General features: G+C 70.7%; 16 protein-coding genes and 1 other RNA gene. 5 read left to right on the forward strand and 12 right to left on the reverse strand.

The window, feature by feature from the left end; translation table 11 throughout:
• Positions 1 to 4 precede the first annotated feature (4 nt).
• The 4 genes from ACFE87_RS07865 to ACFE87_RS07880 form a co-directional block, all read right to left on the reverse strand.
• Positions 5 to 997, reverse strand: a complete 993-nt coding sequence (locus ACFE87_RS07865) for an Ldh family oxidoreductase (RefSeq protein WP_375459076.1) — start codon at positions 995 to 997, stop codon at positions 5 to 7.
• Positions 998 to 1,127: 130 nt separating this feature from the next.
• Positions 1,128 to 2,081, reverse strand: a complete 954-nt coding sequence (locus ACFE87_RS07870; protein ID WP_375459077.1) for a hydroxyacid dehydrogenase — start codon at positions 2,079 to 2,081, stop codon at positions 1,128 to 1,130.
• A gap of 93 nt (positions 2,082 to 2,174) precedes the next feature.
• On the reverse strand, positions 2,175 to 3,455 hold the full coding sequence (locus tag ACFE87_RS07875; RefSeq protein WP_375459078.1) for a UxaA family hydrolase: 1,281 nt from the start codon (positions 3,453 to 3,455) through the stop codon (positions 2,175 to 2,177).
• Between the two features lie 91 nt (positions 3,456 to 3,546).
• Positions 3,547 to 3,834, reverse strand: a complete 288-nt coding sequence (locus tag ACFE87_RS07880; RefSeq protein ID WP_375459079.1) for a UxaA family hydrolase — start codon at positions 3,832 to 3,834, stop codon at positions 3,547 to 3,549.
• A 48-nt stretch (positions 3,835 to 3,882) separates the two neighbouring features.
• On the opposite strand from ACFE87_RS07880, the gene ACFE87_RS07885 reads away from it, so the two are divergent.
• Positions 3,883 to 4,632, forward strand: a complete 750-nt coding sequence (locus ACFE87_RS07885) for a GntR family transcriptional regulator (RefSeq protein ID WP_375459080.1) — start codon at positions 3,883 to 3,885, stop codon at positions 4,630 to 4,632.
• Between the two features lie 61 nt (positions 4,633 to 4,693).
• Positions 4,694 to 5,101: a cupin domain-containing protein gene (locus ACFE87_RS07890; RefSeq protein WP_375459081.1), complete on the forward strand. Its 408-nt coding sequence runs from the start codon at positions 4,694 to 4,696 to the stop codon at positions 5,099 to 5,101.
• Between the two features lie 2 nt (positions 5,102 to 5,103).
• Here the strand turns inward: ACFE87_RS07890 and recR are convergent, their stop codons facing one another.
• From recR to ffs, 4 genes are all read right to left on the reverse strand, one after another.
• Positions 5,104 to 5,709 (reverse strand): recombination mediator RecR, encoded by a 606-nt coding sequence (recR, locus tag ACFE87_RS07895; protein ID WP_375459082.1) that lies wholly within the window; start codon positions 5,707 to 5,709, stop codon positions 5,104 to 5,106.
• A gap of 4 nt (positions 5,710 to 5,713) precedes the next feature.
• Positions 5,714 to 6,034, reverse strand: a complete 321-nt coding sequence (locus ACFE87_RS07900) for a YbaB/EbfC family nucleoid-associated protein (protein WP_375459083.1) — start codon at positions 6,032 to 6,034, stop codon at positions 5,714 to 5,716.
• Positions 6,031 to 7,896, reverse strand: a complete 1,866-nt coding sequence (locus tag ACFE87_RS07905) for a DNA polymerase III subunit gamma/tau (protein ID WP_375459084.1) — start codon at positions 7,894 to 7,896, stop codon at positions 6,031 to 6,033. The genes ACFE87_RS07900 and ACFE87_RS07905 overlap by 4 nt, the downstream gene beginning before the upstream one ends.
• Positions 7,897 to 7,940: 44 nt before the next feature.
• Positions 7,941 to 8,039: signal recognition particle sRNA small type (gene ffs, locus ACFE87_RS07910), an RNA gene on the reverse strand.
• Between the two features lie 229 nt (positions 8,040 to 8,268).
• Here ffs and ACFE87_RS07915 point away from each other — a divergent pair.
• On the forward strand, positions 8,269 to 8,682 hold the full coding sequence (locus ACFE87_RS07915) for an HIT domain-containing protein (protein ID WP_375459085.1): 414 nt from the start codon (positions 8,269 to 8,271) through the stop codon (positions 8,680 to 8,682).
• A gap of 8 nt (positions 8,683 to 8,690) precedes the next feature.
• The gene (gene nudC, locus ACFE87_RS07920; RefSeq protein WP_375459086.1) at positions 8,691 to 9,608 is read left to right on the forward strand and encodes an NAD(+) diphosphatase; all 918 of its coding nucleotides are present in this window, start codon (positions 8,691 to 8,693) and stop codon (positions 9,606 to 9,608) included.
• A gap of 65 nt (positions 9,609 to 9,673) precedes the next feature.
• Here the strand turns inward: nudC and ACFE87_RS07925 are convergent, their stop codons facing one another.
• Complete coding sequence (locus ACFE87_RS07925) at positions 9,674 to 10,405, reverse strand: formylglycine-generating enzyme family protein (protein ID WP_375459087.1); 732 nt, start codon at positions 10,403 to 10,405, stop codon at positions 9,674 to 9,676.
• The gene (locus ACFE87_RS07930; protein WP_375459088.1) at positions 10,402 to 11,499 is read right to left on the reverse strand and encodes an aldo/keto reductase; all 1,098 of its coding nucleotides are present in this window, start codon (positions 11,497 to 11,499) and stop codon (positions 10,402 to 10,404) included. The genes ACFE87_RS07925 and ACFE87_RS07930 overlap by 4 nt, the downstream gene beginning before the upstream one ends.
• A 121-nt stretch (positions 11,500 to 11,620) precedes the next feature.
• On the opposite strand from ACFE87_RS07930, the gene ACFE87_RS07935 reads away from it, so the two are divergent.
• Positions 11,621 to 12,505 (forward strand): helix-turn-helix domain-containing protein, encoded by an 885-nt coding sequence (locus ACFE87_RS07935; protein WP_375459144.1) that lies wholly within the window; start codon positions 11,621 to 11,623, stop codon positions 12,503 to 12,505.
• Between the two features lie 52 nt (positions 12,506 to 12,557).
• On the opposite strand, the gene prfA is transcribed toward ACFE87_RS07935, so the two are convergent.
• Complete coding sequence (gene prfA, locus ACFE87_RS07940) at positions 12,558 to 13,640, reverse strand: peptide chain release factor 1 (RefSeq protein WP_375459089.1); 1,083 nt, start codon at positions 13,638 to 13,640, stop codon at positions 12,558 to 12,560.
• The gene (ptsP, locus tag ACFE87_RS07945; RefSeq protein ID WP_375459090.1) at positions 13,640 to 15,925 is read right to left on the reverse strand and encodes a phosphoenolpyruvate--protein phosphotransferase; all 2,286 of its coding nucleotides are present in this window, start codon (positions 15,923 to 15,925) and stop codon (positions 13,640 to 13,642) included. The genes prfA and ptsP overlap by 1 nt, the downstream gene beginning before the upstream one ends.
• Positions 15,926 to 15,928: the final 3 nt, after the last annotated feature.

Here is a 15,928-nt window from a genome sequence, read left to right on the forward strand (position 1 = left end):
GCCCTCAGGCCCGCGCGATCTCGGCGAGCAGGGCGTCCGCGACGGGGAGGCCGTCGCGGGCGGCCCGGGCCCGGCTCTCGAGGCGGCGCGCACCGGGCAGGCGGGCGCCGTCCTGGTCCTCGATCTGGCCGGCCAAGGTCGCGAAATGGTCCAGGGCGCCGGGCCCGCCGATCGCGACCGGGTCGAGCGCCAGGATCAGCTGGCCCGTTCCGGGCGGACCGCCCTCGGCATCCATGAAGGACGAGGCGTCGGCCGCGTAGGTCGCGCCGGTCAGGCCGGCGGCGAGGAGTTCGACCATCAGGGCCAGCGCCGTGCCCTTGGCGCCGCCGAGCGGCACCATCGTACCCTTCAGGGCTTCGGCCGGGTCCGTCGTCGGCCGACCCTCGGCGTCGAGTGCCCAGCCTTCGGGGATCGGCTCGCCCCGCTGCTTTGCCGCGATGATGTTGCCGCGCGCCACGACCGAGAGCGCGAGATCCACCACGATCGGCGGGCGGCCCGGCAGGGGGCAGGCGAAGGCGATGGGATTGGTGCCGAAGACCGCCCGCCGTCCGCCCTGCGGCGCGATCGCCGAGGGCGTGTTGGCGAAGAGGAGTGCGACGAGGCCCGCCTCGCCCAGCCGCTCGACCGGGTGCCCGGCCGCGCCGCAATGATGCGAGCGCCGGACGGCCGCGACCGCGACGCCTTCCGAGCGGGCGATCTCCGGCAAGGCCGCCACGACGGCGTCGATCGCCGGATAGGCGAAGCCATGCGCGGCATCGGCGAGGAGGAGTGCGGGTTTCGGCCGGGCGAGGGTCGGGACGGCGTGGCCGTCTACCTTCCCGGCCCGGGCCTGGGCCGCGTAGGACGGCACGCGGGAGAGGCCATGCCCCTTCAACCCGTCCGCCTCCGCCGCCACGAGCGCGCGGGCGACGGCGCGGGCGTTCGGCTCGCCCGTGTCGGCCCGGACGAGGGCCGCGGTGACGAGGGTTTGGGCTTCGGCGAGGGTCAGGATGGGCATGACAGAACTCCCGGCGAGGACGCCAACCCCGCTCCTGCCGGCGAAAGCCGGCATCCAGGATCGCCGTGGCACTGGACCCCGGCTTTCGCCGGGGTGAGCGGGTGGTGGCTGCCCAGGACCGCGTCCCGGCTCACGCCCCGGCCAGCCCCTCGAGATGCGCCCGCACCCGCTCCACCACCATGGAGGAGACCCGCTCGTTCGCCTCGAGCGAGCGGCCGGCGATATGTGGGGTCAGGATGAGGTTCGGGCAGCCGACGAAGACCGCGGCCTTGGCGGCCGAGAGCGGCTCCTCGACAAAGACGTCGAGCGCCGCGCCGCCGAGATTGCCCTCCTGCAGGGCCTGCGCGAGCGCCGCCTCGTCGACGATGCCGCCGCGGGCGCCGTTGATCAGGATCGCGCCGGGCTTGCTGGTGAGGAGCCGTCCGGCATCGATCAGGTTGCGGGTCTCCGCCGTCAGCGGCACATGGAGCGAGATGACGTCCGAGGTCGCCACGATCTCGTCGAGCGTGAGCCTCTCGACGCGGCCGAAGGGCTGGGTCCAGGCCGGATCGTCGGCCGCCACGAAGGGATCGTAGGCCGCGACGCTCATGCCGAGCGCGGCGCCCCGGAGCGCCGTCTCGCGGGCGATCGATCCGAAACCGACGAGGCCGAGCCGCTTGCCGAAGATCTCGCGGCCGGCGATCAGGTTTTCCCGCGGCCAGGTGCCGGCGATGACGTCGAGGGTCGAGCCGTAGGCGCCGCGCAGCAGCACCATCGCGGTCGCGATCACCCATTCGGCGACCGAGACGGCATTCGCGCCCGTGGCCGGATAGACCGCGATGCCGCGGGCGCGCGCCGCCTCGACGTCGATATTGTCAAGCCCGACCCCGAGCCGGCCGATGCAGACGAGGTTCGGGCCCGCATCCATCACGTCTGCCGTCACCGGCGTGGCGTTCCGGACGATGAGGGCGCGCGACTCCCCGAGCAGCGCCTTCAGGGCCTCCGGCTGATCCACCAGCGTCTTGTCGTGATGCACGTCGAAGCCGCGCAGCCCCTGGCTGATCGCGTGCGGCTCGATGAATTCGGAGATGACGATGTCGGGCATGAGAACTCGGGTTTGCTCCGCCCGCTCATGCCGGCGAAAGCCGGCAACCAGGCCGGCGCTGGGCCCCGGCTTTCGCCGGGGTGAGCGGCGGTCTTACGCGCTCCGGTACAGCTTCGTCAGCGAGAACTCGCGGTGTCCGAGCGATTCCGCCGCCGTGAGGCGTCCGTTCGCGGTGCGGACCATCATGTCGATCAGCGCGTCGCCAGCCTCCGGGATGGTCATGTCGCGGCGCAGGATGCCCGAGACGTCGACGTCGATATGCTCGCCCATGGTCCGGATCGTCTTCGGGTTTCCGGAGATCTTGATCACCGGGACGATCGGGTTGCCGATGACGTTGCCCTGGCCGGTCGGGAAGGTGTGGACCGCGTAGCCGGCCGCCGCCATCAGGGTCACGCATTCGGCCGCGGCCGAGGAGGTGTCCATGTAGTAGAGGCCGGGGCCCCGGGCCGGCGCCTCGGCCGGGGTGAGCGCGTCGATATAGCGGCAGTCGCGGCCGATCTTCTCAAGATTGCCGAGCGCCTTCTCCTCGATCGTCGTCAGGCCGCCGGCGATGTTGCCCTTGGTCGGCTGGGAATCGGAGAGGTCGTCGGTCTTGTGGGCCTCGATCACGTCGTCCTGATAGGCCTTCCACATGGCGTACCATTTCTCGGCGATCTCGGGGCTGGCCGCGCGCTCCTTGGCCAGGTGCTCGGCGCCGGTGATCTCGGAGGTCTCGCCGAAACAGCCATAGATGCCGTGGGGGATCAGCTTGTCGTACATGTTGCCGACGGTCGGGCAGGAGGCGAGGCCGGTGGTCGTGTCGGATTCCCCGCACTTGGTGGACACCCAGAGGTCCGAGATCGGGCATTCCTCGCGCTGGAGCTCGGTTGCCCATTGCAGGAAGCGCTTCGCCGAATAGCTCGCCTTCGCGACCGTCGCGATGTCGCCGTGACCCTCGATACCGTAGCCGACGACGGGTTTGCCGGTCTTCGCGATGCCCTCGACCACCCGGCTCGTCCACTGGTCCTCGATCCCGATCACGACGACGGCCGCGACATTCGGGTTCGAGCCGGTGCCGATCAGGGTCCGGAAATGGATCTCCAAATCCTCGCCGAACTGCAGCCGGCCATAGGCATGCGGGATGGCGAGCGTGCCCTTCACGTTGTTCGCCACCGCCTCGCAGGCGGCATTCGACAGGTCATCCAGCGGCAGGATGAGGACGTGGTTGCGCACCCCGACCCGGCCATTCTCGCGGCGCCAGCCCATGAAGGTCGCGTTGCTGTAATCCTGCGAGGCGCGTTCCGAGGAGAGCGCGTCGGTGGTGAACTGGTCCGGCGCGCCGCCCGGGAACGGGGACGGCATGACGTGGTCGAGGGTGGCGGTGAGGCTGCTCATGGTCGGGGCGTCCTGATCGATCGGTGTCGGGTGGCCCCGGGCGGCCGGGGCACTGATCCTTCTCCCCCAAGGGGAGAAGGGAGCGGCGAGCTCACCAGCGCTTGGTCTTCACATTCTGCGTGTGGACGTGGTGGCCCTTGCGGATGTCGGCGACGGCCTTGCCGATGTCCTGGCCGTATTTCCAGATCGTATCGCCGGACGCGATGTCCCGGAGCGCCACCTTGTGGCCGATCGGGATGTCCTCCTCCGCGGTCAGGTGGAAATCCGAATTGTCGTGGGTGACGACGCCCAGCATGTCGGTGCCGGCCCGGAGGCCCTCCACCACCACGACCCCGACGGTGTCCTTGCCGTCATGCACGAGGAGTTGCGGCTGACTCATGGGATCTCCGAATTGCATCGACGCGGGGTCTTCTATAAGACCCAAGACATGGGCGTCAACCAGCCACTAGCAGCGGATGCGACGCTCGGATCCGTCGGCTTCCGGCCGCTCTATCGGCAGGTGAAGGACATCCTGGTGGACCGCATCGCGCGCGGCACCTGGCGCGGCGGCGAGGCGATCCCGAGCGAGTTCGAGATCGCGGCCGAGCTCGCGACCAGCCAGGGCACGGTCCGCAAGGCACTGGACGAGATGGCGGCCGAGAATCTGGTCGTGCGCCGGCAGGGCCGGGGCACCTTCGTCGCCCGGCACGACGATGCCCGCATCATGTTCCAGTTCTTCAAGCTCGTGCCGGACGCGGGTGCGGCGGCCTTTCCCGAGAGCCGCGTCCTGTCGATCGGGATCGGCCCGGCGGGCGAGGAGGCCGGGCGTCAGCTCGGGCTCTCGCCTGATTCCCAGGTCGTTAAGCTGGTGCGGGAGCGCTCGCTCGGCGGCCGGACCGCCATCCTGGAGGACGTGACCCTTCCGGCCGATCCCTTCGGGCCGCTCTGCGACGGGCCGGTGCCGAACAATCTCTACGAGCTCTACGCGACCCGGTTCGGGGTCACGATCGCTCGGGCGCGGGAGCGGCTGAAGGCGGTTCCGGCCGCGCCGGCCGCTGCCCGAAGCCTCGGCGTCGCCGTCGGGGCTCCGCTCCTACTCGTCGACCGGATCGCGGCCCGGATCGACGGCCGACCGGCCGAGTGGCGGGTCTCCCTCTGCCGCACCGACGACCTGCACTATCTCTCCGACCTGAAGTAGGCGCGGCCGGCTTGTGCCGGTCCGGGCAGGTGGTTACGAGCCGAGCAAAGAAGGAGCCCTCATGGACATCACCCCGGCCTCGAAACACGCCTCGCGCCGCGTCAACCCGGATTGGTTCACCGGCACCGTCTGGCAGGACCCGATCGTCGAGGCGCCGCCCCCGGCCCGCATCCGGTCGGCGCGCGTCGCCTTCGAACCCGGCGCCCGCACCGCCTGGCACACGCATCCGCTCGGCCAGACGCTGCACGTCGTGCACGGCATCGGCCACGTCCAGGCCAAGGGCGGCCCGGTCCGTGTGATCCGGGCCGGCGATACCGTCTACATCCCGCCGGACGAGAAGCATTGGCACGGCGCCTCGCCGACGAACGGCATGGTCCATATCGCCATGCATGAGTTCGACGGCGAAAAGCACGTGACCTGGATGGAGCACGTGACGGACGAGGAATACGGGATCGCTCCCACCACGTAATCTCAGACGGCGGTGCGCTGCCGCATCGCGGCCGTGAGCGTGCCTTCGTCGAGATAGTCGAGCTCGCCGCCGACCGGGACGCCGTGGGCGAGCTTCGTCACCCGGACCGGGAGGTGGGCGACGAGGTCGGTCACGTAATGGGCCGTCGTTTGGCCGTCCACGGTGGCGTTAAGGGCGAGGATCAGCTCGCGCGTCTCGGGAAGGGCAGCCCGGGCGACGAGGCCGTCGAGTGCGAGGTGTTCGGGCCGGACGCCGTCCAGCGGCGAGAGCACGCCGCCGAGCACATGATAGCCGGCCCGGACCGCGCCCGCGCGCTCCAGCGCCCAGAGGTCCGACACGCCCTCGACGACGACCAGGATCGAGCGGTCGCGACCCATGTCGCGACAAATCGTGCAGGGATCGCTCGTATCGATATTGCCGCAGCTCTCGCAGACGACGATCCGCTCGGCCGCGACCCGCATGGCGTCGGCCAGCGGCGACAGGAGCTGCTCCCGCCGGTTGATGAGGTGAAGCGCGGCCCGCCGCGCCGATCGCGGCCCGAGGCCCGGAAGCCGGGCGAGAAGCTGGATCAGGCGCTCGATCTCGGGCCCGGCAATGGCCTGGGCCATCGGCTCAGAACAGTTTTAGGCCGGGCGGCAGCGGCAGACCGGCCGTGACCTGCTGCATGCGCTCCGCGACCAGGCGCTCGGCCTTGCCGCGCGAATCGTTCAGGGCGGCCACGATCAGGTCCTCCAGGATCTCGGCCTCGTCCGGCATGAGCAGCGACGGGTCGATCCGGAGCGACTTCACCTGGCCCTTCGCGGTCGCCACGACCTGGACCATGCCGCCGCCCGAGGCCCCCTGTACCTCGAGCGTCTCAAGCTCGGTCTGGGCATCCTGCATCTTCTGCTGCAGGCCTTGCGCCTGCTTCATCAAGCCCATGATGTCCTTCATCGGATGTCTCCCTCGGAGGCGCCGCTCCGGTCCATGTCGTTGTCGTCTTCGATCGGGTCGGTCGGAACCGCGGTCACCTCGGGCTCGGGCGCCCGCTCGCGCACGTCCACGATCTCGGCCCCCGGAAAACTCTTCAGCACCGCCTGGACGAGCGGGTGCCCGACGGCCCCGTGCCGGCGCTCGTCCTCGCGCCGCCGCCGTTCCTCGACGATGGTCGGCGCCGCGCCGGCCTCGGACGAGACGGTCACGATCCAGCGCCGGTCGGTCCATTGCCCGAGCGCGCGCGTCAGGTCGCCGGGCAGGTTGCGCGAGGCGCCGTCCGCGAGCGCGATCTCGAGCCGGCCCTCCTCGAACCGGACCAGCCGGACGTCGCGCTCGAGCGCCGCCTTCAGCACGATGTCGCGCCGCTCGCCCGCGAGCGCGACCACGTCCTCGAAGCGGCGCAGCACGACCGGCGCGATCTCGGGCGCGGACCGTTGGGCCGCCATCTCGGGCTCCGGCCGGGACATCGGCGCCGACCGCGCCACTGCCAGCGCCGAGCCGCCGCGGCCGCCGTCGCTGGCCCGGGGCCCGTCGCCGGACGGGATGTGCCGGGGCGCCGGCGAGCCGGCGGGTTCTGGTGGCGTCTTTCGCAGCTGTCGCAGCGCCTCGTCCGGCGTCGGCAGGTCGGCCGCATAGGCGAGCCGCACGAGCGCCATCTCGGCGGTCGCGAGCGGACGCTGCGAGCCGCCCACCTCCGGCACGGCCTTGAGCAGGATCTGCCAGGCGCGGGACAGCGTCCGGATCGAGAGCGCGCCCGCGAAGGCGACACCCCGCACCCGCTCGGCCTCGGTCAGCCCCGGATCCTGCGCGGCTTCGGGCACGAGCTTCAGCCGGGTCACGAGGTGGGTGAAGGTCGCGAGGTCCTCCAGCATCTGGCGCGGGTCGGCGCCCGCCTCGTAACCCGCCCGGAGGGTCGCGAAGGCGCCCGGAACGTCGCCCCGCATCGTGGCTTCGAAGAGGTCGATCACCTGACCCCGGTCGGCGAGGCCCAGCATATCGCGGACGCCCGCTTCGGTGACGGTGCCGGCACCATGCGAGACGGCCTGGTCGAGGAGCGACAGTGCATCCCGGACCGAGCCCTCGGCCGCGCGCGCGATCATGGCGAGGGCGGCCGGCTCCGCCTCGACCGCCTCGGCCCGGCAGATCCGGTCGAGATGAGCGCCCAACACCGTGATCTCGACGCGGCGCAGGTCGAATCGCTGGCAGCGCGACAGGATGGTGACAGGGACCTTGCGGATCTCGGTCGTGGCGAAGACGAATTTCGCGTGCGGCGGCGGCTCCTCCAGCGTCTTCAGGAACGCGTTGAAGGCCGCCGCCGAGAGCATGTGCACCTCGTCGATGATGTAGACCTTGTAGCGGGCCTGGACCGGGGCGTAGCGGACCGCGTCCGTGATCTGGCGGATATTCTCGACGCCGGTATGCGAGGCCGCGTCGAGCTCGAGCACGTCGACATGACGCGATTCCATGATCGATCGGCAATGGAGGCCGAGTTCGGGCATCTCGATCGCCGGACCGCCGCCCTGGCCGGTGTCGTAGTTCAGCGCGCGGGCGAGAATGCGGGCGGTCGTGGTCTTGCCGACCCCGCGGACGCCCGTCAGCATCCAGGCCTGCGGGATGCGCTCCGCGGCGAAGGCGTTGCTGACGGTCCGGACCATGGCCTCCTGGCCGATCAGGTCGGCAAAGCTCTGCGGCCGGTATTTGCGGGCGAGGACGCGGTAGCCGCGATCCTTCGGGGCGGACGCCTCGGGCGCCGGCTCGAAACCCAGAAAGGCGGGCTGGTCGTCCGCGTCGGGAGCGGGCTCGCCGCGTGTCTCGCTCATGCTGGTCTGGATGGCCGGGAGCGTGGGGCGGAAGCGCCGGAGCCGGTTGGGAGGCTGGACAAAGACCCGCTCGGTCTCGTTAGGGCTGCTTCCTTCCGGACCTGACCCGGTTGGCGAGTGAAACGTCCCTCGCCAACCTCCCGCCCGCGATATGCGGCTTCGCGGGCGCGAAGGCAAGATCGACGGCATCGGTTGGACCTGTCCCGCCTTCATTCCGGGGCGGCGCGAAGCGCCGAACCCGGGACCCCACGGACGTCCACGAGCCCGACCACACGCTCGTGACGCGGGTGGGTTCCGGGTTCCGCTTGGCGGCCCCGGAATGACGGCGTGCAACGCTCGCTTTCGGCTCCGGAACGGATTACCGGTCCGGCCATGGACAGCTTCTCGCTCGATCCCCGTCTCGCGGCCGATACGCTGCCGGTCGGCGATCTCGCGCTCTGCTCGATCCTGCTCATGGACGACGCCCGCTTCCCCTGGCTCGTCCTCGTGCCGCGCCGGCCCGGGCTGGCCGAGATCACCGACCTGTCAAACGCCGATGCGGAGCTCATGATGCGGGAGTTGCGGATCGCGACCCGGGTCATGCTGGCTCTGGCGAAACCCGACAAGGTCAATATCGGCGCGCTCGGCAATCTCGTGCCGCAGCTTCACGTCCATGTGGTCGGGCGCTTCCTGTCCGATCCTGCCTGGCCCGGGCCCGTCTGGGGCCGCGGCACGCGCCAGTCCTATCCCGCCCATGCCGCGGCCGCGCTCGCGGACCGGGCCGCCGCGCTCTTCGCGGCCGATTGAGGATCTCGATGCCCACATCTCTCGTGCTCGGTTTCGGGCAGAACCTGCTCGACCGCGCAGGCGCCGAGCGCGAGGCGGACATCCTGGCCGGCGCTCCGGAGAGCGGGACCCGCTTTGTCGCGGTCGCGGGCGAGGTCGCGATCCTCTCGGCCGGCCCGGAAGGCGCGACGGCTCTCCTCTCGCCGGACCGGATCGCCGGGGAAGACATCCGGGAGCGCGTCTTCCTCGGTCGCCTCGACGGCGCTCCCGTGATCGCGGCCGGGCTCGATCCGGCCCGGGCCGAGGCCCTGCGCGAGGATCCGGCCTTCCTGGTCCTCGACCTCCGCACGATCGCGACGCAGGGCAGCGTTCCGGTGGGCGAGATCGGCATGCTGGCGCAGGCGAAGTCGCTGCTCCTCTGGCATAGCCGCCACCGCTTCTGCGCCAATTGCGGCGCCCCGACTGCGCCGGGCCAGGCGGGCCTGCGGCGGGATTGCGCTGCCTGCGGCGCGCAGCATTTCCCCCGCACGGATCCGGTGACGATCATGCTCGTCGCGCGCGGCGACCATTGCCTCCTCGGGCGTCAGGCCCGGTTCGTCGCGGGCAGCTATTCCTGCCTGGCGGGCTTCGTCTCACCCGGCGAGACGATCGAGGATGCGGTGCGTCGCGAGGTGCTGGAGGAGGCCTGCATCGCGGTCGGCCGCGTCCGCTACCACCTCTCGCAGCCCTGGCCCTTCCCGTCCTCGCTCATGATCGGCTGCCTCGGCGAGGCACTGGGCGACGATATCACGATCGATCGGGACGAGCTCGAGGATTGCCGCTGGTTCGCCCGGGACGAGGTCGCGTCCATGCTCGACCGCCGGCATCCCGACGGGCTCATCACGCCGCCCCCGATGGCGATCGCCCACCACCTGATGCGGGCCTGGGTCGACGGCGCCACGCCCTGACGACGCGGTCAGCGCGCCTCGACGCCAAGCCCTCGGCCGCGGGCTGGCTTAGCGGGGTTCGGCCTTCAATCGTAGGCGCAGCGGAACCCGATATAGACGGCGTGGAAGTCGGCGTCTTTCCACTGCATGCCGGTCGCCTCGGTCTGGCCGGATCCATACCACCACGACCCTCCGGCCGTGAGGGCCTGCCCGTCACGACGGTCTGCGAGCCACTCCCAGACATTGCCGCCCATGTCGTGCAGGCCATTGACGCCCGGTCGACCCTGCCCGACGGGGCGATGGCGGCTCGCGCCCGCGTCCTGCGTCCACATGCCGTCCGGCCGCTGGCCACTCGGATAGCGATAGGTCCGACCGGCGACGAGGTCGTCGGGCGGGGAAGTTCGTGCCTCGGTATAGGCCGCGCTCCGCCACTCCGAGGCTACCGGCAGCCGGCCGCCAGCCGCGGAGCAGAAGGCCGTGGCTTCGCTCCACGTGACATGCACCGCCGGCTCGTCCGCCGCGCCGGCCGAGCCGTAGGGTCGCAGGTAGGTCCAGCCGGGCCGACGTTGCCATCCTCCGGCATATTCGTGACCGCCGCCCGCCTGCTCGGCAGCGGTCCTCAGCCCGACAGCCTCGGCATGGGCGCGGAAGCGCCCGACGGATACCTCCTTCCGGTCGAGCCTAATGTTCCCGACCGAGACCACGTCGGAGCGAGGAAGGGACCCGGTCGCGAGCCCGGGCAACGGCACCAGAACGATCGCCGGCCCGACCAGCGCCGCCAAGACGGAGCGCCACGAAGCCCGGGAGGACGCCGTCATGAAAGCCTCTGTCGCATCCCTGCCTGCGAACGCCGGATCACGCCCTGGTACAGCGCCTGCTTGTCCGGGTACCAGGGTGCGCGACCAATGGTGTCGAAACCCGGGATGCCCTCCATGTGGCGCACCATCCGGGACCGCATCGCTTCGTCCGGCAGCGGACCGCGCAGTGCACCGACATTCTCGGCCGCATGGGCCGGGTCCGACGTGCCGCACAGCACCGTCGTCACCGCCGGGTGGCTCATGGCGAATTTGAGGAAGAACTGAGCCCAGTTCTCCGCCCCGAACTCACGCGCGAAGTCCGGAAGCGGCCGGTCGCCGACGAGCTTGTGCAGGCGCCCCTTGTCGAGCGGCATGTTGATGAAGACGCCGACCCCGCGGTCGAGCGCCGCTCGGAGCACACGCTGCTCGGCTCCCCGGTTGGCGATCGAGTAGTTGACCTGGACGAAGTCGACCGCGCCGCGCGCGACCCAGGACGCGAGCACCTCGTGGTAGTCGTTGTCGTGGTGGGTGACGCCGACGAAGCGGGTGCGGCCCTCCTTCTTCCAGGCCTGGAGCATCGGGACGACAACGTCCACGTTCACGAGGCTGTGGACCTGGATCAGATCGAAGCGCTGCCGCCACAGGCGTAGCTGCGACTGCTCGAAGCTGCGCATCGCATGGCTCTCGTCGGCCAGGAAGTCGCCCGTCGACCAGATCTTGTTGGCCACGAACATCTGGTCCGTCGCGCCCATCGCGGAGAGGAATTGGCCCACGCTGGCCTCCCCGGTCCCGTAGAGGGGAGAGGTGTCGACGACGCGCGCACCCGCCTCGACATGGATGCGCGTCACCTCACGCAGCCGGTCACGGTTCGCACCGGGCAGGAGGTCGAAAGTGAGGTAGGTACCGAGCCCGAGCCGCGTCAGCGTCTCGCCCGTTCGGCCCGCCGGCTTCGTGGCTGCCGGCTCAGCTGAAGCCGGTCGTGCCTGCATACCGGCGGCCGGCGGCGTCTGCGCCTGGGCAAACGCTGGCCGCGAACTCGCGGCCGCGACAGCTCCCAGCGCGATGCCGCCGAGCACCTTTCGACGGTCGGCCCCGCTGTCGTGACGATCGGTCATCAGGAAATCCTCCAAGGTCTGGGTCGATCATGGAAGATCGGTCGCCACGCATGCGCGCCCGATCCTGACTTGTCCGGTCCGATCCTGACCTTATCTTCCCGTCGCGGAGAGGAACGACGTGATGCTGGGTTCGACGAGCCATCAGGGACTGGACCCGCCCCCGCTCGGCGAGGTGACGCCGCCGCCGGAGAACCGGCGTTCTCTCAGGTTCGACGGCGGCCTCTTCCAGGCCGCCGATCGTCCGCTCACGGCCGAGGTCGAGGGCACGATCCGGCCGACGGCGCCGCTCCTCATGGTCACCCTACGGGGCGGCGCCGAGCGCCACCAATTGACGACCGCGGAGGGGTTGCGTTTCGACGGTGCCGACCGGGCCGGAATGGCTTCATATCTTCCCGCGCATTGCGAGCGGCGGCTCAGGTTGCGGAATGTTGCGTGGGGCTGGGCATCCATATCGCTGCCGGTAGCCGAGATGAATTCCGGACTCGCTCGCGTGGGGCCGTTCTGCGGCATTCGCGATCCCGTGATCCACGGCATCCTGGCCGAGATGGAGCGCCTTCACACCGCCGACGGCGCGCTGCAGCCTGAATATTGCGAGACCGCCGCTCGCATGCTCGCCGCCTATGTGGCCGGCCGCTTCGGCAACATGCCCCCGCGCCAGCCCGGCCACCCGACCCGCCTGACGGCGCGGCAGATCTCCAGGATCGAGGCCTATGTGGAGGCCCATCTCGACGGTCCGGTGCGGGTTTCCGCGCTCGCGGGCCTGCTCGGAATCTCCGAGGGCCATTTCCACCGGGCCTTCCGGACGACGACGGGCGAGGCGCCCCTCGCCTTTGTCGGCCGGCGACGGATCGAGCGCGCGATCGGTTTGATGCAGAATCCTCGGCTCGGCCTGACGGAGATCGCCGCGGAGGTCGGTTTCGCGAGCCCGTCCGCCTTCGCCCGGCAATTTCGCGCCCTGACCGAGTTCTCGCCGTCGGCCTATCGTCGCCGTCTCCTCGACAGCTAGGCCCCGTTCGCCAGCGGGTGGATTTGCAGGACCCTCGAGGCCCGGCCGAAACTCACCCCATCCCCTCGGCGGCAAGCAGTTCGGCCTGGTGCTCGCGCATCAGGGCGTCGACGACCTCGTCGAGCGCGGTTCCGGCCATCACCTCCTCGAGCTTGTACAAGGTGAGATTGATGCGGTGGTCGGTGAGCCGGCCTTGCGGGAAGTTGTAGGTGCGGATGCGCTCGGACCGGTCGCCCGAGCCGACCTGCGACTTGCGGTCGGCCGCCCGGGCGGCGTCCTTGCGGGTGCGCTCCTGGTCGTAGAGCCGGGCACGGAGGAGCCCCATGGCCCGGGCCCGGTTCTTGTGCTGCGAGCGCTCGTCCTGGACGAAGACCACGGTGCCGGTCGGCACGTGGGTCATCCGCACGGCGGATTCCGTCTTGTTGACATGCTGCCCGCCTGCGCCCTGGGCTCGCATCGTCTCGATCTTGAGGTCGGCCTCGTTGATCGCGATGTCGACCTCCTCGGCCTCCGGCAGCACGGCGACGGTCGCGGCGGAGGTGTGGATGCGGCCCGAGGCCTCGGTATCCGGCACGCGCTGCACGCGGTGCACGCCCGATTCGAATTTGAGCTTGGCGAAGACGCCGCGACCCTTGATCTCGGCCACGAGCTCCTTGTAGCCGCCGGCCGTTCCCTCGCTCTCCGTCATCACCTCGACGCGCCAGCCCTTCAGTTCGGCGTAGCGGGCATACATGCGGAAGAGGTCGCCCGCGAAAAGCGCGGCCTCGTCGCCGCCGGTGCCGGCCCGGATCTCCAGGATCGCACTCCGCTCGTCCGCCGCATCCTTCGGCAGAAGGAGAAGGTTCAGGGCCGAGCCTGCCTCCTCTACGGCCGCCTCGGCCGCCGGGCGCTCGTCCTCGGCCAGCGCCCGCATCTCGGCGTCGAGGCCCGCCTCCTCGATCATCGCGTCGAGACCGGCGAGTTCGTCCCGGGCGGCGCGATACGCCCGCACCGCCTCGACCACGGGGCCGAGTTCGGCGAGTTCGCGCGACAGCGCCACGAAGGCTTCGGGTTCCGGCGCCCCGTTCAGCGTCGCGGTGACGATCGCATGCCGGGCCAGGATCGCGTCGAGCTTGTCGCGCGGGGGTGCCGCCATCAGAGCGGAATCCCGTGTGCGCCGGCGAAGTTCGCGAGCGCCGCCCGCAGCGTTTCCGGCCGGGCGCCGCCTGTGGCCGGATCCGTCCCGGCGAGTGCCGCATCCAAGAGGGACGCGAGCGGTCCCGTGTCGAGCGCCAGCAGCATGGCCTTCACGGGCCCGACCGCCGCCGCCGACATGGACAGGCGCCGGAAGCCGAGGCCGATCAGCGCCATGGCGGAGATCGGCCGGCCGGCCATCTCGCCGCAGACCGTGACCGGGCAATCGGCAGCGTCTGCCTCGGCCGCGATCCGGCGGAGCGCCCGCAGGGCGGGCAGGCTCAGCGGGTCGAAGCGGCCGGAGACGAGCTTGTTGTCCCGGTCGGCCGCGAACAGGAACTGCATGAGGTCGTTCGAGCCGATCGACAGGAAGTCGGCCTCCCGGGCGATTCCGTCGAGGTCGAACAGGAGCGAGGGCACCTCGACCATGGCGCCGAGGGAGATCTCGGCCGGCAGCGGGTGGCCGGTGCGACGCAGATACCCGACCTCGCCCTCGACCAGGAGCCGCGCGCGCCGATACTCGTCCGTGGTTGCGACCATCGGGAACATGAGGCGGAGATGCCGCCCGGACGCCGCCTTTAGGAGGGCGCGGGCCTGGATGCGCAGGAGGGCCGGACGGTCGAGTGCGATGCGGATCGCCCGCCAGCCGATCGCCGGGTTCTCCTCGTCCACCCGCGGCATGTAGGGCAGCAGCTTGTCACCGCCGATATCGAGCGATCGGAAGGTGACCGGCCGGTCGTCCATCACGGCGAACACGTCGGCATAGAGCGCCTGCTGTTCCTTCGCCGACGGCATGCGCTCGGCGATCATGAACTGGAGCTCGGTGCGGAACAGCCCGACACCGGCCGCCCCCGTCTCGGCGACATGCGGCAGGTCGACGAGGAGGCCGGCATTCAGCTGAAGCGAGATCTCGACTGCGTCTCGCGTGACCGAGGGGACGTCGCGAAGCTGACGGTACTGCTCCTGTCGCCGAGCCCGGAGCCGGGCCTTGCCGGCATAGGCGGCCTCGACATCCGGCGGCGGCCGGACCTGCACGTCGCCCGTATCGCCGTCGACGATGATGCCGTCGCCCGTCTCGACGAGCGAGCTCGCATTCTCGACCGCGCTCACGACCGGGATGTTCAGCGCCCGGGCCACGATCGCGATGTGGCTCGTCTGGCCGCCCTCCTCCAGCACGAGGCCGCGGAGGCGGGAGCGATCGTAATCGAGGAGCGCGGCCGGCCCCATCATGCGGGCGACCAGGATCGCGTTGTCCGGCAGCACGTCCCGGGAGGCGACGAGGTCGCGCCCGACGAGCCGGTGCAGGAGGCGATTTGCGAGATCGTCGAGGTCGTGCAGCCGCTCGCGCAGATAGGGGTCCGTCGAACGCATCATACGGGCGCGGCTGTCCGACTGCACCCGCTCGACCGCGGCCTCGGCCGTGATGCCCGTCCGGACGGCGTCCCGCATGCGGCGGAGCCAGCCCTGGTCGTGGGCGAACATCCGGAAGGTCTCGAGCACGTCGCGGTGGTCGCCCTGATGGGCGATGTCGCCACGCTCCAGCATCTCGTCGATCGACGACCGGACCTCGCGGATCGCCGCGTCGAGCCGGGCGATCTCGGCATCGAGGTCGGAGGCGATGATGTTGCGCACGATCACGCGCGGCTCGTGCAGCACGACGTAGCCGAGGCCGAGCCCGTCCGCGAGCGGCAGGCCCCGGCAATGGAGGGGCCGCCGGGCCGCGGTCTCGGAGCCCGGCTCGCCGAGCGCCACGAGTTCGCCCGAGGCGATCAGCTCGGCCAGCACCATCGAGGTCGTCTGGAGAGCCTCGACCTCCTCCTCGGTATAGATTCGCCGGGCGGCGTTCTGGACGACCAGGACGCCGAGCGTGTTGCCGGCGCGGAGCACCGGCACGCCGAGGAAGCCGTGATAGGCCTCCTCTCCGGTCTCGGGACGGTAGGAGAAGGCCAGATGGGTCTGGGCGTCCGAGAGCGCGAGCGGCTCGGCATTTTCCGCGATCAGCCCGACGAGACCCTCGCCGGCCCGCATCTTGGTGAGATGCACGGCCTCCCGGTTGAGGCCCTCGGTCGCGTAGAGTTCGAGCGCGTTGTCGGCCCGCATCACGTAGAGCGAGCAGACCTCGGACACCATGTTGGCCGCGATCAGGACGACGATCCGGTCGAGGCGCGTCTGTGCGGCCACCGGCTCCGCCATGACCTCGCGGAGGCGGCGCAGGAGTACGCGCGGGCCGCCCGGAGCACCTGGCATCGA

Origin of the sequence: uncultured Enterovirga sp. (assembly GCF_964242715.1) — a bacterium.
Classification (GTDB): domain Bacteria; phylum Pseudomonadota; class Alphaproteobacteria; order Rhizobiales; family Beijerinckiaceae; genus Enterovirga.

Bases quoted from the DNA above. Each gene is read 5' to 3' on its own strand.
- ACFE87_RS07865 (WP_375459076.1), bottom strand. From the start codon at position 997: ATGCCCATCCTGACCCTCGCCGAAGCCCAAACCCTCGTCACCGCGGCC.
- ACFE87_RS07870 (WP_375459077.1), bottom strand. From the start codon at position 2,081: ATGCCCGACATCGTCATCTCCGAATTCATCGAGCCGCACGCGATCAGC.
- ACFE87_RS07875 (WP_375459078.1), bottom strand. From the start codon at position 3,455: ATGAGCAGCCTCACCGCCACCCTCGACCACGTCATGCCGTCCCCGTTC.
- ACFE87_RS07880 (WP_375459079.1), bottom strand. From the start codon at position 3,834: ATGAGTCAGCCGCAACTCCTCGTGCATGACGGCAAGGACACCGTCGGG.
- ACFE87_RS07885 (WP_375459080.1), top strand. From the start codon at position 3,883: ATGGGCGTCAACCAGCCACTAGCAGCGGATGCGACGCTCGGATCCGTC.
- ACFE87_RS07890 (WP_375459081.1), top strand. From the start codon at position 4,694: ATGGACATCACCCCGGCCTCGAAACACGCCTCGCGCCGCGTCAACCCG.
- recR (WP_375459082.1), bottom strand. From the start codon at position 5,709: ATGGCCCAGGCCATTGCCGGGCCCGAGATCGAGCGCCTGATCCAGCTT.
- ACFE87_RS07900 (WP_375459083.1), bottom strand. From the start codon at position 6,034: ATGAAGGACATCATGGGCTTGATGAAGCAGGCGCAAGGCCTGCAGCAG.
- ACFE87_RS07905 (WP_375459084.1), bottom strand. From the start codon at position 7,896: ATGAGCGAGACACGCGGCGAGCCCGCTCCCGACGCGGACGACCAGCCC.
- ACFE87_RS07915 (WP_375459085.1), top strand. From the start codon at position 8,269: ATGGACAGCTTCTCGCTCGATCCCCGTCTCGCGGCCGATACGCTGCCG.
- nudC (WP_375459086.1), top strand. From the start codon at position 8,691: ATGCCCACATCTCTCGTGCTCGGTTTCGGGCAGAACCTGCTCGACCGC.
- ACFE87_RS07925 (WP_375459087.1), bottom strand. From the start codon at position 10,405: ATGACGGCGTCCTCCCGGGCTTCGTGGCGCTCCGTCTTGGCGGCGCTG.
- ACFE87_RS07930 (WP_375459088.1), bottom strand. From the start codon at position 11,499: ATGACCGATCGTCACGACAGCGGGGCCGACCGTCGAAAGGTGCTCGGC.
- ACFE87_RS07935 (WP_375459144.1), top strand. From the start codon at position 11,621: ATGCTGGGTTCGACGAGCCATCAGGGACTGGACCCGCCCCCGCTCGGC.
- prfA (WP_375459089.1), bottom strand. From the start codon at position 13,640: ATGGCGGCACCCCCGCGCGACAAGCTCGACGCGATCCTGGCCCGGCAT.
- ptsP (WP_375459090.1), bottom strand. From the start codon at position 15,925: ATGCCAGGTGCTCCGGGCGGCCCGCGCGTACTCCTGCGCCGCCTCCGC.